Genomic DNA, 22931 nt, shown 5'->3' on the forward strand with positions numbered 1-22931 from the left:
TTTCGTGTTAACTTGATGATTTGTATAAATTTATGGAGGGTTTCTATAGGGGGCTAATTATTTTGTACAATTTCTATGTACATATTAGCAATCTTTGTATAACTTTAATTGTACTTTCCTGACTCATGGACTTTAGAGGATTAACAGATGCAACAGAATGGTTTTCTTCCAAACACAGCGAATGCTGTTACTCGCTACTTTGATAAAGCCACGCTGCCAACGCAGCAAGAAACATTAGGACGCATTGCAGTCGAGATCCTGACCGAAGGCCGCAATCTGAACCGTAAGGCTATTTGTACGAAATTGTTGTCGCGGCTTGAAAAAGCATCTGGCCCGGAAGAGGAGAGCCACTATCACACGCTGATTGGTTTGCTGTTTGATCGTTAAGATGAAAAGACTAATCGCGATAAATGACCTGGTTATTTGAGTCAATTCTCACGGGGCGCCATAAGCTCTGGCAGAACGCTACCACGTGAGAATTGGCTTCATGCCGCAATTGCACTTCGGCAACGGGCGGCAACCCGAGATGCAGTTATGAACAGTAGTGAAATAGAGCAACTGACAGATGAACTTATCGGAGTGGCCGTGTTGTCACTCCTGAAAGACAACTCTCCTATCAGCACCCAGGCACTGATAGCCCGGCTGCGTTCGATGGAGAGCAGTGAGCCTGACAGCCAACGGCGCAAGATGCTGGGGCGCATTATTGCCGAAATCAGCAATAACACGCTGGGCGAAATGCGCCATGGCGCAGACGCGGTAGGCATGGAATGGAATGAGGATCGCAGGGATAACATTTATCCACTGTTTGGCAACAAGCAGCCGGGCAGTAGTAAAAAACACTGACTGAAGTGCTGATAAGAATGAACTCAACATGGGGTAATGAAATGAGCCAGGCTATGCTTGAAAGTTCTGATGGGTACGAAAATCTTACCGATCTTTCTCTCATGGAATATTTTCGCAGCGGTGGTGAAAAACTTGCAGAGGAATCCGCCATTCTTGGTGTCGCCATCAGACGCATAGTCGCAGCCGATGAACGTATAACCCATAAGGCGTTGATTCTTGAACTTATCCGGATGATCGAAAGCACGGATGATGTGGTACGAAGCGACATTATCCGCAATACGCTGGAAATTGTTGTACACCATACGACGGATGATATCTGACCTCAGGAACGAGGGATTATTGCCACCGTCCGCAAAAGCAGACGGTGGCAATAATCTGCCAATAGCGGTTTTTTGCCTTCCTTTATTGGCTTCTACTGGCTCCACTTGTTGAAAACACCCTTTGCCAACACCTGCCACACCAGGGTTTTTTTACGCTTGCCTGCCGACGTAGTGATTTGCCGCAATCTGAAAAGTGGCACTATTCTCTGTGCACTGTTTCGTAACGGCATCGCCGCGCCTGGTGGCGACAAAGGGCAATAATGTCAGGTTTTAAGCTCATCCCACTTGCCAGAAAGCTTGCCGTTGGGCTGCTTGTGCTCGGCATCGTTTTTTTTATTGGCCGCGTTTATCAGTCGGAAAAAGGCCCTTCGTTGCAGTCATGGCACCGCTGGTCTGCTGATGAAATGTCTGCCGAAGCGATCGACCACGCCCGTTTCGCCGACTATCTTGCGCACGAAGACACGCTTTTCCGCGACATGAAAACGCAGCTCACGGATGCGCTTAGCGACGATGAGAAAACACCGCTTAACCGGTTTTACGCGCAAAGCCGGGTTTACCCCGCCGGTTTTCAACCCAACTGGAACCGCTCTCAGGTATTGATGCCGCAAGGCACTATTCGCGGCGCGGCGGTGTTGCTGCACGGGCTGACGGATTCGCCCTACAGCATGCGTTACCTGGCGCAGGCCTGGCAGCAGCAGGGATTTGTGGTGGTGGTGCCGCGCATGCCGGGGCACGGCACAGCACCAGGCGCGCTGGCGAAAGTGGATCGCGACCAATGGCTGGCGACCACGCGACTGGCTGTGCGGGAAGCCACAAGGCTTGCGGGAGCGTCCGTACCGCTGCATCTTGTCGGCTACTCGAACGGAGGCGCGCTGGCCATGCAGTATGCGCTGGATAGCCTTGGCAACAGCGCGCTGCGCCGACCACAACAGATCATTCTGTTATCGCCGATGATCGGTGTTCCATCCTATGCGCGTTTTGCCGGGCTCGCTGGCTGGCCCGCGGCGTTTCCGGCGTTTGCCAAAGCGGCGTGGCTGAATGTGGTGCCAGAATTCAACCCGTATAAATACAATTCGTTTCCGGTTAACGCCGCCCGACAATCATGGTTGCTAACGCAGGCGTTGCAGCAGCAGATCCAGCAGGCTGCGCGCAGCGGACAGATAAAAGACTTACCGCCGGTACTGACGTTCCAGTCGGTGATGGATTCCACGGTCAGTACCCGCGCGGTGGTCGACGCGCTGTACCGCTATCTGCCGCAAAACGGCAGCGAGTTAGTGCTGTTTGATATCAACCAGGCGGCCAATGCCGGTGCGCTGTTTCGCCCGTCAGCCTCGCTGGCGGTGAATACGCTGCTGCCTGCGCCGCCACGTCGCTACACAACCACCGTCATTACCAATGCCGCCGCCGACAGCGTTGACACGGTTGCCCGCATGACGCCCGCGCAGGCGGTGCAGGAGACGCAGGAGGCGTTACACATTGCCTGGCCGCCGGGGATGTTTTCGCTGTCGCACATTGCGCTGCCGTTTCCACTGAATGACTCCCTGTACGGCCTGTATCCGGCGCAGAATAATCAATACGGCATAAGCCTCGGCGCCATTTCGCTACGCGGCGAAACCAATACGCTGGCGGTGAGTCTTGATACGCTGATGCGCGCCAGTTCCAACCCGTTTTTCCCGTGGATGATGGCGCAAATAAACCAGCGCATTGCGTGCAGCGATAAGCGCGATATCCCGGCGTGCCTCAATGCTTCTCGCCAGTCGCCAGCCGTCAGGGACGCAGAATAATGCGCCCCAGCACGCGGTTTTCCTCTGCGTAGCGGTGGGCTTGCTCCACCTCTTGCAGGGAAAACTCTCTGTCGATGATCACGCTGAATTTGTTATCCCTGACATCCATCAGCAGCGTGTCGATTGAATCTCGTGCTTGCTGGTGGGCAAGTTCACGCCCCCAGAAAAGCCCGCTAATCGTTTGATTAGCTTGCTGTAATGCCGCCAGATCGGCGCGGGCATTTCCCCCGGCGTTACCGGCCAGTACCACGGTTCCCCATTCGCGCAGGCAGGCGATGGATTGTTCCAGCGTCGAGCCGACCAGATCGAGAACGCCGTCCACGCCGGCTGCGTTTGTCAGCCGTTTCACCTCGGCGACAATATCCTGCTGGCGGTAATCCAGTGCGACATCAAGCCCGAGTGTTGTCAGTTGGCTTATGCGGGCATCACCGGAAAGCGTGGCGAGCACGCGCGCGCCCTGCGCCTTCGCAAGCTGAATGGCGGCAACCCCAACGCCACCCGCGCCGCCCTGGATAAGCACGCTATCGCCTGCTTTGATCTTTAAGCGTGAAGAGAGCGCCCAGGCAGCCGTGCCAAAACTCACCGGGATAACCGACGCGGAAACAACATCCAGCCCGTCGGGAATGACCCATGACCATTGCGCGGGTGCAACGCGGTACTGGGCATGAGAACCCGCGAGCGCGAGCGTCGCCACACGTTGTCCCGGGTGGCGATCTGTTACCTGCGCACCGACTTCAATAATCGTGCCCGCAGCGGAATAACCAGGAATACCACCTTGCTCGCCGGGGAAGGCCGTGGCGCGATTAATCACATCGGCGCCCTCAAGCGAGATGGCTTCTACGCGGATCAGCACATCGTTCGGACCACAAACAGGTTCGGGGACGTCGGTATAACGTAAAACCTCCGGTTTTCCCGGCTGAAAATAGCGTGCGGCTTTCATCGTTGTCTCCTGTTTTTATCTGCGGGTGATCATGACAACGCCGCAAGCTCAGCGACGCTACGTCTGCGTATGATGGTTCGCGGCGACGTTCAGCGCTGTTCCTGTTTTCGCCGCAGGGTGAGTAATGGCGTGACTGAAATACCGTGTACCAGCACGCTTAGCGTCACGATGGTGATGGCGATATCGGTTATCACTCCCGCGTTCTGAAGGCCATGCGTCCAGGCGTAGGCGATATAGTTAAGACTGCCGATCCCGCGAATGCCCAGCCAGCCAAGACTTAACCGATGCAGCACGGATTCACCCGAACGCCAGGTCAGCAACCAGACGGCGAGGGGGCGAATGATGATAAACACGGTGAAAGCCAGCAGCAGCGCGCTGGCATCCCAGTGGCGTGACAGTGTCACACCAAGCACGATCACCAGCCCGGCGGCCAGCAACCGCTCAACGGTATCGCCAAAGGAGAGCGCATCGCCCACCACCAGACCGACGGATTTGATCGGGTTATGCTCTTCAAGCCCGTGCCGGGTATGCGGATTCACCTGCATCTCGGCGGGCAGGTCGTGATCGTCCTCGCTGGTGTGGCGTTTTTGTACGCTCATCTCGGCGCTACGCAGGCCGATACCGGCAGCGAACGCCGCGAGAAAACCGGACGCGCTGAGCATCATCGCCAGCGAAAAACTCAGGCAAATCAGCGCTAACGCAATAAAATCGCTGGGTGCCACTTCCCCCTGCGCGTGGCGTGAGCGTGTGGCGACTAGGCCAATTAAGCGTCCGAGAACAAAACCGATACCCAGCCCGCCGATCAGCGCCCAGAGCAGATCGACGCTCAACCAGTGAAACCATTCCCCGGCGCTGATTGTGCCACCGGCTTTTTGCCAGAGCAGCGCCAGCATCAAAAAGGGCAGCGCGGTGCCATCATTGAGACCCGCTTCACTGGAGAGCGCGATCCTGAGGCGGTCATCATCCTGTGCATCGTTGATAGCCACCAGGCTTGCCAGCACCGGATCGGTAGGGGCGAGAATAGCCGCCAGCGCCAGCGATAACGGCCATGAAAGATTGGCCATAAAATGGGCGGCGAGCATAATCCCGGCAATGGTCAGCAACATAGCGGGCAGCGCCAGCATGATGCCCATTCGCCAGTAAGGCGAGGTAAGCGGCAGGCGGATTTTCAGCCCGGTGATAAAAAGCGACGCCGCCATCGCCATTTCCGTTATCCGGCTGGTAAGCGGGGCGTGGCGAACAATATCAATGCCAATCAGCCCCAACATCCACGGCCCGCAGGCAAAACCCACCAGCAGATAGAGGCCAAAAATGGGCACCGGGACACGGCTTATCCAGCCGTAAGAGAGAGACATAAACAACAACAAACAACCCGCCGCAGCGGTCCAGGCCAGATATTCCATACTACTCCCAAGCAAAATCATCTTCTTAACAGGTATAGCTGCTACCAAAAGATGTGCCAGCAGAGTACTCCCTAATGCCAGCACGCCGCGCCTGGCGAACGGCGTGCTGGTAACACATGGGACATTACGCGTGCGGGTTGCTCGCCCGTTTACTCCGGTACGTTACCTTCCCCTTGCTGCGATGGCCATTTCCAGTTCTGCACTTCAGGCAAGTCTTCGCCATATTCGCGAACATACTGATGGTGCGCGGCAATTTTTTGCGCCAGATCCTCCAGGATGTCATCCGCTTTGCCCTGTAACGACGGCACGCGCAAAATCGCCTCCTGCGCCAGGTGAAAACGATCCAGTTCATTGAGCACGGTCATATCAAATGGCGTAGTGGTGGTGCCTTCTTCCATAAAGCCATGCACGTGAAAATGGCGGTGGTTGTTGCGCTGATAAGTGAGGCGGTGAATCAGACTCGGGTAGCCGTGGAAGGCAAAAATCACCGGCTTATCGGCAGTAAATACCGCCTCGAAGGCCTCTTCGCTCAGGCCATGCGGATGCTGATCCTGGGTTTGCAGCGCCATGAGATCCACGACGTTCACCACCTGAACACGCAGCTCCGGCAGGTAATGACGCAGCAGGTCGACCGCAGCGAGGGTTTCCATGGTCGGCACGTCGCCCGCGCAGGCCATCACCACATCCGGAGTTTCGTTCTGCTGCACGTTTCCGGCCCACGACCAGATCCCCATTCCTGCAGCGCAGTGTTTTGCCGCGTCATCGAGGTTTAACCACTGAGGCGCAGGCTGTTTCCCGGCGACGATGACGTTAATGCGATCCCAGGTTTTCAGGCAGTGGTCGGCGACACACAGCAGGGTATTGGCATCCGGCGGCAGGTAAATGCGCACAATATCCGCTTTTTTATTGGCGACATGATCGATAAAACCGGGGTCCTGATGGCTGTAGCCATTGTGATCCTGGCGCCAGACATGCGAGGAGAGCAGGTAGTTGAGCGACGATATCGGCGCGCGCCAGGGCAGGTTGCGCGTCACTTTCAGCCACTTCGCATGCTGGTTAAACATCGAGTCGACAATATGAATAAACGCCTCATAACAGTTGAACAGCCCGTGACGCCCGGTCAGCAAATAGCCCTCAAGCCAGCCCTGGCATTGATGTTCGCTCAGGATCTCCATCACCCGACCATCGCGCGCCAGTTGCTCATCATAGGGTTTAAGCGGCTCCTGCCAGGTGCGATTCGTTACGTCGAACACTTTACTCAACCGGTTGGAGGCCGTTTCGTCGGGGCCAAACAGCCGGAAATTATCGCGGTTGTGTTCGAAAATACCGGCCAGATAGGCGCCCAGCGCGGCGGTGGATTCGGCCTGCGTTTCGCCCGGGGAGGTCACTTCGACGGCGTAGTGATGCAGGTCCGGCGTCACCAGTTCCCGGCGTAAACGACCACCGTTGGCCCACGGCGACGCGCCCATGCGCTTATCGCCGACCGGAGCCAGTACCTGTAGTTCTGTTTTGAGTTGTCCCGATGCATCGAAAAGATCGTCTGGCTGATAGCTGCGCATCCACTGTTCCAGCAGTTGCCGGTGCTCATCGTTTTCACGGCATGATGAAACCGGAACCTGGTGCGCGCGCCAGAAATCCTCCACTTTTTTGCCATCGACGGTTTGCGGGCCTGTCCAGCCTTTGGGGCTGCGCAGAATGATCAGTGGCCAGCGCGGCACGGTGGTCTGCGCCTCGCCACTGCGCGCCTGCTGCTGATAGTCACGGATGCTGTTCAGCGCCTGTTCCAGCGTTTGTGCCATCAGGCGGTGCATCCTGGCGGGTTCATGGCCGCTGACAAACAGCGGTTCGTAGCCGTAGCCGCGAAAGAGCTGTTGTAAATCATCATCGCTGGTGCGCCCGAGAAGCGTAGGGTTGGCAATTTTGTACCCGTTCAGGTGCAGGATCGGTAGTACCGCGCCGTCGCGGGCGGCGTTGAGAAATTTTATGCCGTGCCAGCTTGAGGCCAGCGGGCCGGTTTCCGCTTCGCCATCGCCAATCACGCAGGCGGCAATCAGGGACGGGTTATCGAACACCGCGCCAAACGCATGAGCAAGTGAGTAACCCAGCTCGCCGCCTTCATTAATCGAACCGGGCGTTTCGGGCGCGGCGTGGCTGGGGATGCCGCCGGGGAAAGAAAACTGGCGGAACAGCTTCTTCATGCCGTCAGCGTTCTGGCTTATCTGCGGGTAGATTTCGCTGTAGCTCCCCTCAAGCCAGGTGTTGGCCACCATGCCTGGCCCGCCATGGCCGGGGCCGCAGATATAAATCATATCGAGATCGCGCTGGCGTATGGCGCGGTTGAGATGAACATAGATAAAATTCAGCCCCGGCGTGGTACCCCAGTGGCCCAGCAGGCGCGGTTTGATATGTTCCGGCCTGAGCGGCTCGCGCAGTAGCGGGTTATCCATCAGGTAGATTTGCCCGACAGAGAGATAATTGGCCGCGCGCCAGTAGCGATCAAGCAGCTGAATTTCGTGGTCAGAGAGAGACGATATCTGTGTCATGCTTTCCTCGCGTCGTCAGAAGGTAAACCAGGCGTTGCCCTTGCAGGCGAACAAATTTCCCTTTAAGCCTGGCACACCGTGTTTTCTGATGACGAAATGAACAGCATCACGTTCCCTTTTTCGTGCAAAGCCGGACGATCAACCGGGTCCTTCACTGCCTGCGGCCAGCAGTGGAACCACCACATCGCTGATGGGCGTGGCGATGCCATGCGTGCGGCCATAGCGCTGCACCACACCGTTACGGATATCCCACTCCAGCGGGCGATTCGCCTGGCGGTCGGCGAGAATTGACGTGCCTAAGTCCGCTGGCGCACGGTGAAAACCGTCCACAATCTCCCGGGCAACGTTATCGCTGAGCACCGCGCCTTCCGCCCGCGCAACCGTCAGGCATTCACGCAGGTACGCCAGCGCCAGCGCGGTGATATCCTCGCGTGTGAACATGCCGGCACGGCGATTGGCGAGCACCATCAGGCCAGCGACCGCATTCTGCAACAGCTTGCGCCAGGCGATCGACGTAAAATCCGCTGACAATTCAACCGCGCAGCGTGTGTCGCTGAGCGCTTTCACCACCCGTTCTGCCTGCGGCACGTCCGGCAGCGTCAGGCGCGGTCTGGCGCGCAGCCAGACAGAGGCATCCGGCTCACGCTGCGCCGGGAACCAGACGACGGACGGCAGCACGCTTGCGCCGTTGACCAGTGGAGCGAGCTGGTTTTTTTGCTCGACGCCATTTTGCAGCGCGCACACAACGGTGTTTTCATCGCATAACGTCGCCAGCCAGGCGGCGCTCTGCGCAACCTGCGTGGTTTTCACCGCCACAAACACCAGATCGAACGGCTTATGCAGCGCTGCCGGATCGCTCAATACCGGGCCGGGCACCACAATTTCCCCCTCATCGTGGCGCAGAATCAACTGCGGGTGCGCGGTACGTCCGCATAAAACGGGAGCGCGGCCCACTTCGTGCAGCGCCGCCGCGATACTCGTGCCGATAGCCCCCGGGCCAAGCAGCGCAATTGTCGGAAAATTAGACATGGTGAGTTCTCCTGATGTGGTTAACCAATCATTACCGTGCCGGTCGCGATCACCATACACGCCAGCACTTTTCTTAGCGTTAACGTCTCGCCGAGAAACAGATAACCCAGTAGCGCCGCAAACAGAACGCTGGTTTCACGCAGCGCTGAAACTGCCCCCATTGGCGCGGTCGCCATCGCATAAATAATGATGCCGTAAGCCAGCAGCGAAACCAGCCCGCCGGCGGCGGCAGGCCATACATCGGGACGCCAGCGCAGTAAACTTTTTGTACCGCGAAGCCCGATATAGAGCGCGGGCATCAGCGCGCCCCATAACGCACTCATCCACACGGTATAGGCGATGGCATTACCCGCGATGCGCACGCCAATGCCATCCACCACGCTATAAGCGGCGATAAACGCGCCAGTGACCAGCGAATATTTCAGACCCGGTAGCGCCAGGCGACGGCGTTGCAGGACAAGCAGCAGAATACCGCCGGAAATCAACCCAATGCCAGCAAGCGCGTTCACGGCCATTTTTTCCCCGACAAACAGAGCCGCCGCCAGGGTCACCATCAGCGGTGAAGCACCGCGCGCAATCGGGTAGGTTTGCCCGAGATCGCCGCTCTGATAACTGCGTACCAGAGACAGGTTATAACCGACATGCAGCACCGCTGACAGCAGCGCATATTTCCAGCTTGCATAAGCCGGCAAGGGTAAAAACGGCGCCACGACAATGCAGGTGAGGGCTATCGTCGCGCACATGATGGTCATGGACCATAAGCGATCCGTGCCGCCGCGTAACAGCGTATTCCAGCTGGCATGCAGCAGGGCGGCGAATAACGTCAGTAAAACAAGGTAAGTGGGCATGTATCGATGCTAATCAGCACATACCCGGATGAAAAGTGAAGTGTCATCACACCAGCATGAACAAATACTCATACTTAGCAATAGTTAAGCTGTGCCTGTTGTGACTCTGCTAACAGCCAGCTGCGGAATGTCACAATGTGCGGCTGTGTTTCGATCCCCTGCGGGCAGACAAAATAATAGGCGGCCGGCGACGGGAAAGGCACGTCAAAAAGCCGTACCAGCGAGCCGTCGGCGATCTCCTTTTCAACGTGCCCACTGCGCGCCAGCGCAATTCCCTGGCCCAGTAACGCCGCTTCGATGGTCATATTGGTATCGGCGAAACGCACGTTCTCATGCAGCACATCGGTATTAACGCCGACCTGCTTAAACCAGGCGTCCCATTTGGGAACCAGATCGGCGCCATCGCGCGTCAGCAGCGGGTAGCGCAGCAGTTCGGCAGGTTCATCCGGCGTGCCAAAACGCTGCAAAAGTGCCGGGCTGGCAACCGGGAAAAGCTGCTCGCGGAACATAAATTCTGTATGCAGCGCCGGATAATTCCCGTGACCAAAGCGGATCGCCACATCAGCATCGGTGCTGGCGAAGTTAATGGCCTGATCGGTGCTTTCCAGCGTGACCAGAATTTCCGGGTGTAAGCGCGCCAGATCCGGCAAGCGTGGGAGCAACCATTTCAGCGCAAAAGAGTAAGTGGTGTTGACGCGCAGCCGCACCCGGCCTTTTTGCTCGCGCAAATCCGCCAGCGTGGTTTCCAGTTTGCTGAAAAATTCACGTACCAGCGGGGCGAGCGCGGCACCGGCTGGCGTCAGGCTGAGGGTTTTGCCGCGCTGAAACAGCGGTAATCCCCAGATTTCCTCGAGATTTTTTAGCTGATGACTGACGGCACTTTGCGTTATACACAGCTCTGCCGCCGCCGCGGTAAAGGTGGTGTGGCGGGTTGCCACTTCAAAAGCGCGCAGTGTCGCAGTGGGGGGAAGATCACGCATCTTACGGTTCCTGTTAATGAGCTAATGCTCATAACACCCTATGCCGAAACCGTGGGGAAAGCTACGCGAACAGGACAGTAAGCTGCCGCCATTCAGAGCAGGGTAACGGTGCTGTCTAACCAGTCCGGAAGATGTTGCCGGTACCAGGCGAGATAGCGCTGAAGATCGGTTTTCTGCCGCTCAGCAAGCAGCGTGACCACTTCGGTGACAATCCACGCTTTGGCGAGGGCAATCTCCCGGCCGAGTTCGCGCGGTGTTGCATGATCCGCAATACGACAATAGCGCCCGGCAAGCGCCTGAAAAGCGTGTGTGGTGCCCATCCCTTTTATCAGCGGCGCGAGGTCAATCGCCGGGCTTCCCGTGGAAAATCGTTCCCAGTCGAAGAGCACCAGCTCGCCGTTATGCCGTCGTCCCCAGTTACCCGCATTGCTGTCGCCGGAAATTAACCCCGGATGGCGAAAGAGCACCTCGCTGGATTGCTGAAAACGGCGCAGTTGTTGCGAAGCCGGTTCCGGCAACGCCAGCAGCGCCAGCGATTTTTCCAGCGCGGAAACTGACCAGCTGTGCGGGTGATAGCGCCATGACGCCTCTGGCGCAACGCGATGCAAGCGAGCCAGCATCGCTAACACCTCATCACCTGCCACGGCATCCTGCGAAACCGGGTGGGGAATATACTCAAGCCTTACTAACTGCCGCGCCGGATCGGCGAATAACAGCCCTGGCGAGGCAATCTTTGCCGCGTTGAGCCGGTGCGCCACATGTTGATAGAAAGCATATTCAACCTCACTGACGGGATATTTCTCAATGACGCGCTGGCCATGCTCATCAACAAAAAGCGCCACGTTCGCAGCCCCCATTTTTGATAAATCCTGAGCTGTCATCCCTTATTCCTTGCGCGCGGGTCGAGCGTTTCAGTGTAGCCTGGAGGGTGGCGACGCGAGAGCGGTTTATTCCTGCGTCGACTGCTCCTGAGCAAGCAGGCGATATTGTCTTGGTGTTAACTGATACTGTTCGCGAAACGCGCGGCAGAATGTTGATTGCTGCTGGTAACCCAGGTGCAGCGCAATATCCGTAATAGAGCGATGCGTTTCGCTCAGCAACGCTTTCGCAATCACCATGCGCCGGTAGCGGATGTACACGCCAGGCGACATGCCGGCGATTTGTTTAAAACCGCGCTGGAAATGCCAGGCAGAGTAACCGGATTTTTTCGCTAACACGCCAAGCGGTAAGGGTTCGGCAATATTGCGCTCTATCCACTGGAGAATATCCTGGATGGTTAAGCTCATCAGATATAACGAGGACTTTTTTCTCATTTCAATACCCGCTGTTAATGCGCGGCGCTTGGGGAAGTTATCTCTGTTTCCTCCCCGAACGCAAAAGCGTCATTCTGTTTACGGGCAGATGACCTGTTTCCGCCCGTCAGGTTATCCGCATCAGCAATCTTCAATAATTAAGTAGACGGCATTAAGCGGCCCGTGGACGCCGACGACTTTAATCAGCTCAATATCGGCCGTCGAACTTGGTCCGGCGATAAGATTGATACACGAGGGAAGCGTTTCGCCTTCCTTCACCCGCTGGCGCAAAACGTGCGCCAGTTGTGTGACGCCATACAGCAATCTGCTCTTATAGATAACGAACAGGGTGGTGGTGGGCAGCAGGCTGATAGCACGCCCCTGTAGCGGGGAGGAAAAGAGCACCACACCGCCGGTTTCGCACAGACCATATTCGGCGTAGACCACGCCAATACTGGCTTGTGCGGCGCGCCGCAGATTCTCTTCTCCGCTGGCTGAATCCCAGCAATGTGCTGGAAATGTGTTCTGCAAATGCGCGCTGATACCGATGTTTGCCAGCCGGGCGTCGCCGCTAATCAGCAGCGGACCGCCGCCGTACTGGTTACAGATCCGTTCGGCAAGCTGGGGAATTTGTGCCAGCGGAGCCACTTCGCAGTGGGCCTGCATAACCGTGGTCGCATATTCGATAAAACTGTCGCAGGGGTGCTGCTGGATCTGTCCGGCATAGCGGCTTGTCAGCGGAGTGTGTCCGGCAAACTCCAGCGGCGGCGGTATCTGACGCGGTTCGCGACCGAGCCGTCCGGCAATTTTTTGCATAAACGCATCGCGGTTTTCCATCAGGCTTGCTCCCCGTTTTTATGCTGTTTTTGGTGTTTTTTAAACCAACTGCGGAAACTCTCGCCATCGGCAGCGGGCAGATCGCGGGCCTCCGTCCACTTGCCGATGGCTGAGATCGTAAAGGGCATCTTGCCGTTGCGGATCATCAGTTGGGCGGCGCGTGCGCCAGCAACCATGCCAACTTTCCACAGCCGGGGGTGACGGTTGGCGTAATTGAACAGATGAACGGTGTGTCTTTCCATGGCGGGCGTTCTTCCGCTTTCCGCCAGCGTGCGGCGGTGTTCAAGGATCAGTGACGACAGCGGAATGCGCACCGGGCAAACATCATCGCAGGCGGTACATAACGAGCAGGCATAGGGCAGGTTTTTGAAATCATCATAACCGCCGAGCAACGGCGTAAGCACCGCGCCAACCGGGCCGGGATAGATTGAGCCGTAACCGTGTCCGCCGATATGACGGTAGGCCGGGCAGGTATTCATGCAGGCACCGCAGCGTATGCAGCGCAGGATGTCCTGGAAAGGCGAGCCCAGCACCTGCGAGCGGCCATTGTCGACAATAACCAGATGGAACGATTCCGGCCCGTCGCTCTCCATGCTGCCTTTCGCGCCGGTAAGCCAGGTGTTATATCCCGTAAGACGGGCGCCAACCGCGCTGCGCGCCAGCATGGTGAGGATGACGTCCAGCTCGGCGAATGTCGGCACCACGCGCTCCATGCCCATCACGGCGATATGCGTTTTCGGCACGGTGGTACAAAGCCGGGCATTGCCTTCATTGCTCACCAGACTGAGCGTGCCGGTTTCCGCGACTGCAAAGTTGCAGCCGGTAATGCCGATGTCGGCGCTGAGAAAATCCTCGCGGATCTTCTGGCGAATAAAACGCGTCATGGCTTCCGGCGTTTCGGGGCCGTTATAACCCAGCTTTTCGCGCAACACCTGCTGAATTTGATGGCGATCCCGATGAATGGCCGGTACCACCACGTGTGAGGGGGCATCTTTGGCGAGTTGCAGAATATACTCGCCCAGATCCGTTTCCACGACCTCAATGCCAGCCGCTTCAAGCGCGGCGTTCATGCCGATCTCTTCGGTGACCATCGACTTCGATTTAACGATTTTGCGCGCCCGTTTTTCCCCGGCAACCTGCAAAATATAGCGGGTGGCATCTTCATGCGTATCGGCGAAAAAGACGTGACCGCCGTTAGCGCGGATCTTTTCGCTTAACTGGTAAAGATAGGCATCGAGATTGTCGAGAACATGGGCACGAATTTCAGCGGCGTGCGAGCGCCAGTCGGGCCAGTTTTCCAGTTCATCGACCATTTTCTGCCGGTTGATACCGATCCGATCCTGCGCGTTCGCCACGGCGTGGCGCATTACCGGATCGTCAATTTGCTGCTGTACCCGGTCATAAAAAGGAACATTGCTGGTTTTTAGCGACATAGTGTTTCCTTAGCGGCTCATCAGCACATCAGCGATATGCAGCACACTCACGTTCTGGCCTTCACGCTGTAAACGCCCGCCGATATTCAGCAGGCAACTGGCATCCGCGCCAATCAGGTAATCCGGCCTGGCTTGCATGATATGCGCGACCTTTTCTTTCACCATCTCGCCGGAAATTTCGGCCATTTTGACCGAAAAGGTGCCGCCAAATCCGCAGCAGGTTTCCTGGGCGCCAAACGGTACAATTTCCAGATCACGCACTTCGCGCAGCAGTATTAGCGGTTCATCACGTACCCCGAGCTTACGAAACAGGCTGCATGAGGGGTGATAGACCGCCCGTCCTGGCAGGCGCGCGCCGACGTCGGTTACGCCAAGCTGGTTAACGATAAAGGAGGTCAGATCAACCATGCGGCTGGCAACCTTCGCGGCGCGCATCGCCCACTCAGGTTCATCGACCAGCCAGTCCCCATAGTGGCGGATCGCGTTCATGCAGGAACCGGCAGGCGAGATAATCGGGTAGTCGTTGATTTCCAGCGCCGCAATTTGCGCTTTCATACCCGGCAAGGCGTCACGAATGTAGCCGCTATTAATTGCCGGTTGACCGCAGCAGCCCTGTTTTTCAGGAAACTGCACACGGCAGCCTAACTGTTCGAGTAGCAGGACACTGTTTCGCGCCATGCGCGATTTAAGTGCGTCCCCAATGCAGGTAACAAAAAAATTTACGTTCATATTATTTAGCTTCCAGCGAAGATAACGGCATAACGTTATTTTTCATTTCAGGCAGGCGGCAAGGGCGTTTGCGCTTACCTGTTTACGCGTCTCTTTAGCGCGCCACGCGCAGCCCGCCGGTGACGCCGCGGCTTAATACGATTTGCCAGAGCTGGATATTTCTGGCGCGAAATGCGCCCGCGCAGGCGGTGAGGTAATAATTAAACATGCGATGAAATTGCGTGGAGTAATTGCCTGCTATTTGCGGCCAGGCCTGATTAAAACGGCGATGCCAGGCCATTAATGTTTTGTCGTAATCGGCACCGAAATTATGCACATCTTCGATAACAAAATAGGGCTCGCTGGCTTCGGTAATCTGTTTTAAGGAGGGCAGGCAGCCATTCGGGAAAATGTATTTATTGATCCAGGGATCGACATTATGCAGGGTTTTATTCGACCCGATGGAGTGCAGTAAAAACAGACCATCTGGCTTCAGGCAGCGATCGACGGCGTTAAAGTAGGTCGCATAGTTTTTCGGCCCGACATGTTCGAACATGCCGACGGAGACGATGCGGTCATAGCGTTTATCCAGATCGCGGTAATCCTGCAACAGGATGCGAATATCCAGCCCCTCGCTGTGGCTTTCGGCGTAGGCTTTTTGCTCTGCCGAAATGGTGATGCCTTCAACGCTGACACCATAATGGCGCGCCGCGTATTGCGCTAAACCGCCCCAGCCGCAGCCAATATCCAGCAGCGTCATGCCCGGTTTAAGCTGCAGTTTTTCACAGATCAGCGCGAGCTTATCCTCCTGCGCCGCGCAGAGTTCATCGGCGTTTTTCCAGTAACCGCAGGAGTACTGCATATGGGGATCGAGCATGCGGCTAAACAGATCGTTACCCAGATCGTAATGCACTTCGCCCACTTGCCAGGCGCGGCGACGGGACTGAGGGTTGATGATGCGAGCCGCGGCAATGCGCATCAGGTCGGCCAAACGCGCCGGGCGCTGCTCATCAAGTCTGGCGCGCAATAGCTTGTCAAAAAACGCATCGAGCTGTTTGCAATCCCACCAGCCCTCCATATAACTTTCACCGAGCCCGAGTGAACCCTGCTGCAACACGCGCCTGAAAAAACGCGTGTCATGCACGCGGATATCCCAGGGCTCGGGACCATTAATCATGATGCCTGCCTGGGACAGCAGTTCCTGGACGATCCGCAGCCAGTGGCCGGGTTTACTGATCACATCGACGGTACATTCGTTAGCCATCATCTTTCCTTCAACGTAGCGTGCGCTCAGCCGGTAATTCCCCCGTTATTCACTGCCCGTCAGTGCGAAAAAGGCTTATCGCTCAGGCAGCTGGCTGGTAAATTGTTCACAACGGGTGAAATATATTTATGACCCGTTCATTATTCAGGAAACCCGTTTTGCCTGCGCTGTGCTATCAAGACAAACTTCATCGAATAGAGGTCAGGTTGTTATGTGCTCAAAGCTTGTGTTGCCGCCTCGTCAGCCCATTAGCGGCCAGCCCGCGCCGGTGCTGATGACCTTGCCTCGCCCGGTGTACTTTCGCAGTTACCCTTTACGCGGCGATACGGGCGTGGACATGCATGAGCATCCGTTTGCGGAATTTCTCTATGCGCGCGAGGGAAGTATGCGGGTGGAAATTGAAGGGAAGACGCTGGTGGTGCCCGTGCTTTACGGCGTCTGGATCCCGGCGCGCGTGCCGCACCGTCTTCTTGCCGGCAGCGACGTATTGCTGGAAAGCCTGTATGTCGAGGCCGATTTTGCCACCATCCCCTTTAGCGGCAGTAAGGTGGTGGTGGTGAGTGATTTTGTGCGTGAGTATATTCACTACGCCACGCAAAACGTGCCGGAAAAGTATGACGACGCAGGCGATGACGCGCAGTTAGTGCAGGTGCTGATTTCGCTGCTCAGACGTTTACCCGATGCCGGGTTATCGGTCTCCTGGCCGGTATCACCGTTGCTGACGAGAGTTTGCAGCCAGATCCAGAAAACCCCCGGCGACGCGCACAGTATTGAACAGTGGGCCTCCTGTAGCGGTATGTCGGTGCGCACGTTCTCGCGCCGTTTCAAAAAGGAGACCGGCGTGGCGTTCAGCGAATGGAAAAAACGGGTGCGTTTGCTGGAATCCGTGGTGATGTTAAAAAACAAACGCAGCGTGACGCAGGTGGCGCTGGAGCTTGGCTATTCAAGCCCGGCCTCGTTTACCTTTGCGTTTCGCGCCATGTTCGGCGTGCCGCCAACGCGCTATTAAACAGAGACTACCCGCCGCGCTTTTTCAGCCGCGCCGGGGCGCGCGTCATTCATACTGCCGCTCTTTACGAACACCTGAAAAAAGCCGGCGTAGCCACCAGATAACCAGCGCCAGCAGGGCGATTGCACCCAGCACGGCAAACGCCACGCTGTAGGAGTATTTCGCCGCAATTGTTCCCGCCATCGCCGGGCTGAATGCGGCTCCGGCACCCTGCAACAGCATGATAAAGCTCTGCCCGGCGTTGGTGTGCCCGCTGCCTTCCAGCAATTTAACGATATAACCGGGTACCGCCACGCCCAGCAGCCCTGCGGCCACGCCATCCAGTATCTGAACCGGGATCATAAAAAGCGGTCCTGCCGAGACGCAGGCAAGCGCCGCGCGCAGCGGCAGAACCAGTAACGCTGCGGTAATCAGCAACGGGTAACCATATTTTCCCGCCCTGGCGGCGGCAAATAAGGCGACGGGGATCATCACCAGTTGCGAAATAATGACGGTCGCCGCCGCATATACACCGGCGCTCATTTCCCCGCCGGGCGCGGAGGCCACCCGCATGCTGAGCATCGGCAGCAGCGCCGCGTTAGCCAGGTGAAACAGCATCAGCGTCACGCCGGTCGCAATAAGGGCCGGGTGGGTGATAATCGCACTGAGGCGGGGGACGGCCGCCGGATCTTCGCCGTGACTGAGCCCCCGTGCGGCGCGGTTATCAATGTCGTTATTGCGAACAGCAAATACCGCGAACGTTGCGCATATCGCCATGCCGGTCATCAGAATAAAAACGGCATCGGTACCGAAATACCCCACCAGAATGCCCGCCAGGATCGCGGCACTCATATTTCCGCCGTGGTTAAACGCCTCGTTCCTGCCCATCTGCTGGTTAAAGCCAGACGGGCTGGTTAAGCCAAGCGTAATACCCATTAACAGCGGCGCAATAAACGCGGCGGATATGCCGGTGACAAGTTGTGAAAAACCGACGACAAAAAGTGTCGGATACGCCCAGAGTAACAGCGTGGCGGCGGTGATCAGCAAGCAGCAGGTAACGAGAATGCCGCGCTTATGCCGGGTGGCGTCAGCGACCAGCCCGGAAGGCATGGTCGCCACCAGACCCGCCAGACCGCCGGCTGTCATCATCCAGCCAATGTTGTCGGCTTGCCAGTGATGCTCAGTGAGAAAGATCCCCAAAAAGGGGCCAAGGCCATCCCTGACATCCGCCATGAAAAAATTCACTAAACAGAGTGCCTGTAGCGAGCGTAACGGCATAGAACCCCTTTTTATGTGCATGCGCTGCGTTCCTGAAGTCCCGGTTTTCCGCATCCTGAAAGCGGGTTGTTATCCGCTTCCGGCGGCTGGCAGACAAAACAGATGCCGTATCGAACACCTGTGAGAAGGGATAATAATCGGCTTTCACGTCAATCGTGTGATACATAAATGTAACATTCTGTCGTGCTGGCGAAGGGGCGCAGGAAAGGCGGTCGACTGCAAACGTGTGGTGAGTCTGTATCTTCAAGGCGGCTGACGATGCCGACGGTGTTTGACGGCTATGCCAGCAAAAGCACGCCTGGACAACAGCGACCATCAGCAGCGCCGTGCTTTGGGCGGCACTGCCGATATTGTGGCGTTTTTAGCTAGCGGATGGCGTGCCAGTCAAATGCGATCAACCACCGCTTCGGTAGCGGAGTTAAGCCGCTCCACTAACAGGCTAATAAAGCAGACGGCCAGCAGCGGTGTGTTGCCAGCCATTCACCGCTGCGGGTTACGTCAGTGCGTCGCTTTTGGGATATAGTAGAAAACTATCTTTTTATAACAGGTGGCACTGGCAATGGCTTTGATCCCAAAAAACTACGCGCGGCTGGAAAGCGGTTATCGTGAGAAAGCACTGAAAATCTATCCGTGGGTGTGCGGGCGCTGTTCCCGCGAGTTTGTCTATTCAAATCTGCGAGAATTAACGGTTCACCATATCGATCACGACCATACCAATAACCCGGAAGATGGCAGCAACTGGGAGCTGTTGTGTCTGTTTTGCCATGACCACGAACACTCGAAATATACGGAAGCCGATCAGTACGGCACTACCGTAGTGGCGGGGGAAGACGCGCAGAAAGATGTCGGGGCCGCGACGTATAACCCCTTTGCCGATTTAAAATCGATGCTGAATAAGAAAAAATAGCGCCAGCACCGTTCGCTCCTGCCCGCAAAAATCAGTGCCGGGCAGGTTGGCAACAAGCCGTCAGTCGTGGCGTTAAGTAAGCGTGCTAAACAGGTTTTGCCCGCAAGCTGGCAGGTAAGTACAGACAAGGATCCCAATGATTAACTTCAGCAAGCCTCTTCTGGCGCCGCCTCTTCAGGTCGGTGACACCATTGGTTTTTTCTCTTCATCAGCGCCGGTAACCACCACGGCACCCAATCGGTTTAGCCGTGGGAAACGCTTCCTGGAGGAGAAAGGGTTTCGTCTTCAAGCCGGTCGTCTGACCGGCAAGTCTGATTTCTATCGCTCCGGCACGATTGCGGAGCGAGCGCAGGAGTTCAACGAACTTATTCGCGATCCGCAAATTCGCTGTGTGATGTCGACAATAGGGGGAAATAATAGTAACGCCTTACTGCCTTTTATTGATTATGACGCCCTGAAAGCAGACCCAAAAATAATCATTGGTTATTCAGATACCACTGCGTTACTGGCGGGAATTTATGCGCGAACGGGATTAGTTACCTTTTATGGCCCGGCATTGGTTGCTTCATTTGGTGAATTTCCGCCGCTGGTGGATGCCACTTATCACGCGTTTATTGAAATACTTTGCGGACAGAATAACGGTCACTACGACTATGTTTTACCGGAAAAATGGACGGATGAACGGCTTAACTGGGATGATGCCGAGCCGGTACGGGCTAAAACACTGTATGCGAATAATTGCCGGTTTATCGGGCAGGGGGTACACACAGGGCGCGTTATTGGCGGTAACCTGAATACGTTATCGGGTATCTGGGGGAGTGAATGGATGCCTGAAATACGATCCGGTGACATTCTGTTCATTGAAGATAGCTTAAAAGATATTGCCACCGTTGAACGTTCATTCGTGATGCTGAAACTCAATGGCGTGTTTAAAAAAGTGCGGGCGATCCTTCTTGGTAAACATGAATTATTCGATAACGCCGGAAGCGGCCGGACGCCTTACGATGTATTGCGCGAAGTTTTAGGTGACGAAAACGTTCCGATCGTGGATGGTTTTGATTGCTGCCACACGCATCCGATGCTGACTTTACCCCTTGGTTCAACGCTTACCCTTGATTTTGACAATCAGAAAGTATCCATCGTCGAACCCTGGCTGTCAGACAGGTAATAAGCCGCCACCGTTTATCACTTGGCCGCGAACAGTGCCCTCCTCATCAGGAGGGCACTTACTGGCAAGTCATAACCGTCAGAACGATTCCCAGTCAGCACTATGACCTGTCGACGTTGCGGGCTTCAGATCAACCTTGCGGTGAGGCGCCGCTACGCTTTTTTTCGGCTTAACGGTATCGGAACGCAGTTTGAACACCGAAACCAGTTGTGCAAGTTGCTCAGCCTGTTGTTCCAGTGATGATGATGCCGCAGACGACTCCTGAACCAGCGCGGCATTCTGCTGTGTCGTTGAATCCAGCTCGGTGACCGCCTTACCAATCTGATCGATACCTCTGCTCTGTTCTTCCGACGCACTGGAGATTTCGTTCATGATGCCACTCACATTGGTGACAGAAGAGACAATCTGCTCCATCGTCGTCCCGGCTTTATTGGCCATTTCTGAACCGGTGACCACACGTTGTACGGACTCTTTAATCAGGCTTTCGATCTCTTTGGCGGCCTGAGCGCTGCGCGATGCAAGGCTTCTTACTTCTCCCGCCACCACGGCAAAACCGCGCCCCTGTTCACCTGCGCGCGCCGCCTCAACGGCTGCGTTTAGCGCAAGGATATTGGTCTGGAAAGAGATGCCATTGATGACGCTGATAATATCGGTGATTTTGTTTGAGCTTTCGGTGATCGTCTCCATCGTGCTGACGACATCCCAGACAATTTTCCCACCGGAACGCGCATGTTCCGCCGCCAGCACCGCGAGCTGGCTGGCTTCACGCGCGTTGTCGGCATTACGCTTAACCGTTGAGGTCAACTCTTCCATGCTGGCCGCCGTTTCAACCACCGCGGCAGACTGCTGTTCTGTGCGGGAGGCCAGATCCGTATTGCCTGCTGAAATGTCCGAAGAGGCATTGGCAACATGAACCACCGACTCTTTTATCTGGGTGATCATTTCGCGAAGCTTGTCGTTCATCACGCCCATGGCCAGCGTCAGGCGACCCAGTTCATCTTTTGACTGAGGCTCAATGGTTGCGGTCAGGTCACCTTCGGCAATACGTTCTGCCAGCGTCAGATTGTGTTTTATCTGCCGTGTCATCTGGCGCGTAAGCAGCCAGGCGACCAGTAACCCCGTCAGTACGGCGCAAAGGGCAACCACGCCCATGATGATCATCACCCGCTGAATGATATCGATATTTTTCTGCGTCTGGCCTGTAACCAAATTCGAGGTAACGGTATTAATTTTTTCTGCCACGGCGGTCAATTCCGTCGCCGCCTTCTGCGACTCTTTTAATGCAGCCGCATATGCTGTGACGTGCCCCTGCAGGCCGCTGAGAAACGCCTGCGCCATCTCTTTGTCTTCAGCGCTAAACGCCGCATTTTCAGCGTTAAGCATTTTCGTTGCGTCATCGTACTGACGGGCAAAAATGTCCATTCCTTGCTTACCCGCCGATGACTGGATCTCATACGCCGTCGTCCAGATATTGTTGAGGCGGTTCAGCAACGCTATCTCGTTTTTGGTGGTGGTTTCCTGCTGCTCAAGGCGGGTAGTGAATTGATTGAGCAGGGTTTTCATATCAGCTGATGTCAGGTTCTGTGACTGCCCGACGGTCACTTTTTCCAGCTTAACAAACGTGTCCCGGTGAGTGGCGTAATCCGGGATAGTGCTGCGCAGTTCATCAAACAACACGCGGGCGTCATCGTCCCAGGTGTAGTCCAGGCCAGTAACTGCTTTCTGGTCCATTTTTTCAATGGCGACTTTGTTCGCCTCAAGGGATTTTTCATCGTGGTTTAATTGATACGTCAAACGGTTACGCCGCGCGGTATTTAGCTCCGTACTGATTTCATTGATTAATTTTCCTTTCAGGGCGTGGTCGCGAATATTGCTGGATTGCTGAATGCTGATAAGTGAAGACAGAACAATGATAATTATCAAAACCGCAAATCCGCCAAACAGCTTGGCAGCGACAGGCAGGTTTTTTATTGACGGTAACAGCTTTGGCATAGAGGTATCCTCAATAATAATTCTTAATATTCAAAAGACGGTTTCATTTTCACTTCTTATCAGATTGCAGGTGTCTTCACTTCTTAAGAGGACGCTGGAGACAGGACTTATCAAAATACTTATCGACAATTGCCGCACATTTTTTAATGAAAAAAAGAAAAAAATTGCAGGCGAAAAATATATTTTAAGTAAATGAAGCACATTGCATTATAGATAGCGAAAAAAGCCGTGTGCTTTTATTCGATCAGCGTTGTAATCATGAGTCAGCAAAGGTTTTTATTGGCAGAGATAAAACTAAGAGGGAATATATTATATGTGCCGTCATTCATACTGACGGGCTTGCGAAATTACCGGTTAGCCTGGTTTTAATTAGT

22 protein-coding genes are annotated in these 22931 nt (G+C 55.6%); 8 read left to right on the forward strand and 14 right to left on the reverse strand.

Features of this window, described 5'->3' with window-relative positions; all coding sequences use genetic code 11:
- The first annotated feature begins 147 nt into the window (after positions 1–147).
- The 5 genes from ycgZ to H650_RS00550 all read left to right on the forward strand — a co-directional run bounded on the left by ycgZ (position 148) and on the right by H650_RS00550 (position 2947).
- Positions 148–387 (forward strand): regulatory protein YcgZ, encoded by a 240-nt coding sequence (ycgZ, locus tag H650_RS00540; RefSeq protein WP_016495733.1) that lies wholly within the window; start codon positions 148–150, stop codon positions 385–387.
- Positions 388–534: 147 nt separating this feature from the next.
- Entirely contained in the window at positions 535–843 is a 309-nt protein-coding gene (locus H650_RS25585; protein WP_045509656.1) for a hypothetical protein, read from the forward strand.
- Between the two features lie 41 nt (positions 844–884).
- Complete coding sequence (locus H650_RS00545; protein WP_170956311.1) at positions 885–1163, forward strand: biofilm development regulator YmgB/AriR family protein; 279 nt, start codon at positions 885–887, stop codon at positions 1161–1163.
- A 108-nt stretch (positions 1164–1271) separates the two neighbouring features.
- Complete coding sequence (locus tag H650_RS25590; RefSeq protein WP_160269839.1) at positions 1272–1424, forward strand: hypothetical protein; 153 nt, start codon at positions 1272–1274, stop codon at positions 1422–1424.
- Positions 1424–2947: an alpha/beta hydrolase gene (locus tag H650_RS00550; RefSeq protein WP_016495736.1), complete on the forward strand. Its 1524-nt coding sequence runs from the start codon at positions 1424–1426 to the stop codon at positions 2945–2947. Before H650_RS25590 ends, H650_RS00550 begins: the two co-directional genes overlap by 1 nt.
- Here the strand turns inward: H650_RS00550 and H650_RS00555 are convergent.
- The 12 genes from H650_RS00555 to cfa form a co-directional block, all read right to left on the reverse strand.
- Positions 2931–3887, reverse strand: coding sequence for a quinone oxidoreductase family protein (locus H650_RS00555; RefSeq protein ID WP_016495737.1), 957 nt, complete (start codon positions 3885–3887; stop codon positions 2931–2933). The genes H650_RS00550 and H650_RS00555 overlap by 17 nt on opposite strands.
- 89 nt (positions 3888–3976) lie before the next feature.
- A complete protein-coding gene (locus H650_RS00560; protein WP_016495738.1) occupies positions 3977–5290 on the reverse strand; it encodes a cation:proton antiporter in 1314 nt (437 codons plus the stop codon).
- A 149-nt stretch (positions 5291–5439) separates the two neighbouring features.
- Entirely contained in the window at positions 5440–7833 is a 2394-nt protein-coding gene (locus H650_RS00565) for a phosphoketolase family protein (RefSeq protein WP_016495739.1), read from the reverse strand.
- A gap of 138 nt (positions 7834–7971) precedes the next feature.
- Positions 7972–8862, reverse strand: a complete 891-nt coding sequence (locus H650_RS00570) for an oxidoreductase (protein ID WP_016495740.1) — start codon at positions 8860–8862, stop codon at positions 7972–7974.
- Between the two features lie 20 nt (positions 8863–8882).
- Entirely contained in the window at positions 8883–9710 is an 828-nt protein-coding gene (locus tag H650_RS00575; RefSeq protein ID WP_016495741.1) for an EamA family transporter, read from the reverse strand.
- Positions 9711–9784: 74 nt separating this feature from the next.
- Positions 9785–10690 carry a transcriptional regulator GcvA gene (gene gcvA, locus H650_RS00580; protein WP_016495742.1) on the reverse strand — a complete coding sequence of 302 codons (906 nt, stop codon included), beginning with the start codon at positions 10688–10690 and terminating at the stop codon, positions 9785–9787.
- A 92-nt stretch (positions 10691–10782) separates the two neighbouring features.
- Positions 10783–11571 carry a phosphotransferase gene (locus H650_RS00585; RefSeq protein WP_016495743.1) on the reverse strand — a complete coding sequence of 263 codons (789 nt, stop codon included), beginning with the start codon at positions 11569–11571 and terminating at the stop codon, positions 10783–10785.
- 66 nt (positions 11572–11637) lie between these two features.
- Positions 11638–12003, reverse strand: a complete 366-nt coding sequence (locus tag H650_RS00590) for a helix-turn-helix transcriptional regulator (RefSeq protein WP_082071774.1) — start codon at positions 12001–12003, stop codon at positions 11638–11640.
- Positions 12004–12123: 120 nt separating this feature from the next.
- On the reverse strand, positions 12124–12819 hold the full coding sequence (locus tag H650_RS00595) for a LutC/YkgG family protein (protein WP_016495745.1): 696 nt from the start codon (positions 12817–12819) through the stop codon (positions 12124–12126).
- Positions 12819–14252, reverse strand: a complete 1434-nt coding sequence (locus tag H650_RS00600) for a LutB/LldF family L-lactate oxidation iron-sulfur protein (RefSeq protein ID WP_016495746.1) — start codon at positions 14250–14252, stop codon at positions 12819–12821. Before H650_RS00600 ends, H650_RS00595 begins: the two co-directional genes overlap by 1 nt.
- Positions 14253–14261: 9 nt before the next feature.
- A complete protein-coding gene (locus H650_RS00605) occupies positions 14262–14981 on the reverse strand; it encodes a (Fe-S)-binding protein (protein WP_016495747.1) in 720 nt (239 codons plus the stop codon).
- Between the two features lie 94 nt (positions 14982–15075).
- Complete coding sequence (gene cfa, locus H650_RS00610) at positions 15076–16224, reverse strand: cyclopropane fatty acyl phospholipid synthase (protein WP_016495748.1); 1149 nt, start codon at positions 16222–16224, stop codon at positions 15076–15078.
- Between the two features lie 211 nt (positions 16225–16435).
- Here cfa and H650_RS00615 point away from each other — a divergent pair, with 211 nt between their 5' ends.
- Positions 16436–17233, forward strand: a complete 798-nt coding sequence (locus H650_RS00615; RefSeq protein ID WP_016495749.1) for a helix-turn-helix domain-containing protein — start codon at positions 16436–16438, stop codon at positions 17231–17233.
- A gap of 45 nt (positions 17234–17278) precedes the next feature.
- On the opposite strand, the gene H650_RS00620 is transcribed toward H650_RS00615, so the two are convergent.
- Positions 17279–18490, reverse strand: a complete 1212-nt coding sequence (locus H650_RS00620; RefSeq protein WP_016495750.1) for an MFS transporter — start codon at positions 18488–18490, stop codon at positions 17279–17281.
- 559 nt (positions 18491–19049) lie between these two features.
- Here H650_RS00620 and yajD point away from each other — a divergent pair.
- Positions 19050–19397, forward strand: a complete 348-nt coding sequence (yajD, locus tag H650_RS00630; protein ID WP_013365700.1) for an HNH nuclease YajD — start codon at positions 19050–19052, stop codon at positions 19395–19397.
- 136 nt (positions 19398–19533) lie between these two features.
- Positions 19534–20565 carry a S66 family peptidase gene (locus H650_RS00635; protein WP_016495752.1) on the forward strand — a complete coding sequence of 344 codons (1032 nt, stop codon included), beginning with the start codon at positions 19534–19536 and terminating at the stop codon, positions 20563–20565.
- 78 nt (positions 20566–20643) lie between these two features.
- Here the strand turns inward: H650_RS00635 and H650_RS00640 are convergent, their stop codons facing one another.
- Positions 20644–22557 carry a methyl-accepting chemotaxis protein gene (locus H650_RS00640; RefSeq protein ID WP_016495753.1) on the reverse strand — a complete coding sequence of 638 codons (1914 nt, stop codon included), beginning with the start codon at positions 22555–22557 and terminating at the stop codon, positions 20644–20646.
- Positions 22558–22931 lie beyond the last annotated feature (374 nt).

The organism is Enterobacter sp. R4-368 (assembly GCF_000410515.1).
Lineage (GTDB): Bacteria > Pseudomonadota > Gammaproteobacteria > Enterobacterales > Enterobacteriaceae > Kosakonia.

Bases quoted from the DNA above. Each gene is read 5' to 3' on its own strand.
- ycgZ (WP_016495733.1), top strand. From the start codon at position 148: ATGCAACAGAATGGTTTTCTTCCAAACACAGCGAATGCTGTTACTCGC.
- H650_RS25585 (WP_045509656.1), top strand. From the start codon at position 535: ATGAACAGTAGTGAAATAGAGCAACTGACAGATGAACTTATCGGAGTG.
- H650_RS00545 (WP_170956311.1), top strand. From the start codon at position 885: ATGAGCCAGGCTATGCTTGAAAGTTCTGATGGGTACGAAAATCTTACC.
- H650_RS00550 (WP_016495736.1), top strand. From the start codon at position 1,424: ATGTCAGGTTTTAAGCTCATCCCACTTGCCAGAAAGCTTGCCGTTGGG.
- H650_RS00555 (WP_016495737.1), bottom strand. From the start codon at position 3,887: ATGAAAGCCGCACGCTATTTTCAGCCGGGAAAACCGGAGGTTTTACGT.
- H650_RS00560 (WP_016495738.1), bottom strand. From the start codon at position 5,290: ATGGAATATCTGGCCTGGACCGCTGCGGCGGGTTGTTTGTTGTTGTTT.
- H650_RS00565 (WP_016495739.1), bottom strand. From the start codon at position 7,833: ATGACACAGATATCGTCTCTCTCTGACCACGAAATTCAGCTGCTTGAT.
- H650_RS00570 (WP_016495740.1), bottom strand. From the start codon at position 8,862: ATGTCTAATTTTCCGACAATTGCGCTGCTTGGCCCGGGGGCTATCGGC.
- H650_RS00575 (WP_016495741.1), bottom strand. From the start codon at position 9,710: ATGCCCACTTACCTTGTTTTACTGACGTTATTCGCCGCCCTGCTGCAT.
- gcvA (WP_016495742.1), bottom strand. From the start codon at position 10,690: ATGCGTGATCTTCCCCCCACTGCGACACTGCGCGCTTTTGAAGTGGCA.
- H650_RS00585 (WP_016495743.1), bottom strand. From the start codon at position 11,571: ATGACAGCTCAGGATTTATCAAAAATGGGGGCTGCGAACGTGGCGCTT.
- H650_RS00590 (WP_082071774.1), bottom strand. From the start codon at position 12,003: ATGAGAAAAAAGTCCTCGTTATATCTGATGAGCTTAACCATCCAGGAT.
- H650_RS00595 (WP_016495745.1), bottom strand. From the start codon at position 12,819: ATGGAAAACCGCGATGCGTTTATGCAAAAAATTGCCGGACGGCTCGGT.
- H650_RS00600 (WP_016495746.1), bottom strand. From the start codon at position 14,252: ATGTCGCTAAAAACCAGCAATGTTCCTTTTTATGACCGGGTACAGCAG.
- H650_RS00605 (WP_016495747.1), bottom strand. From the start codon at position 14,981: ATGAACGTAAATTTTTTTGTTACCTGCATTGGGGACGCACTTAAATCG.
- cfa (WP_016495748.1), bottom strand. From the start codon at position 16,224: ATGGCTAACGAATGTACCGTCGATGTGATCAGTAAACCCGGCCACTGG.
- H650_RS00615 (WP_016495749.1), top strand. From the start codon at position 16,436: ATGTGCTCAAAGCTTGTGTTGCCGCCTCGTCAGCCCATTAGCGGCCAG.
- H650_RS00620 (WP_016495750.1), bottom strand. From the start codon at position 18,490: ATGCCGTTACGCTCGCTACAGGCACTCTGTTTAGTGAATTTTTTCATG.
- yajD (WP_013365700.1), top strand. From the start codon at position 19,050: ATGGCTTTGATCCCAAAAAACTACGCGCGGCTGGAAAGCGGTTATCGT.
- H650_RS00635 (WP_016495752.1), top strand. From the start codon at position 19,534: ATGATTAACTTCAGCAAGCCTCTTCTGGCGCCGCCTCTTCAGGTCGGT.
- H650_RS00640 (WP_016495753.1), bottom strand. From the start codon at position 22,557: ATGCCAAAGCTGTTACCGTCAATAAAAAACCTGCCTGTCGCTGCCAAG.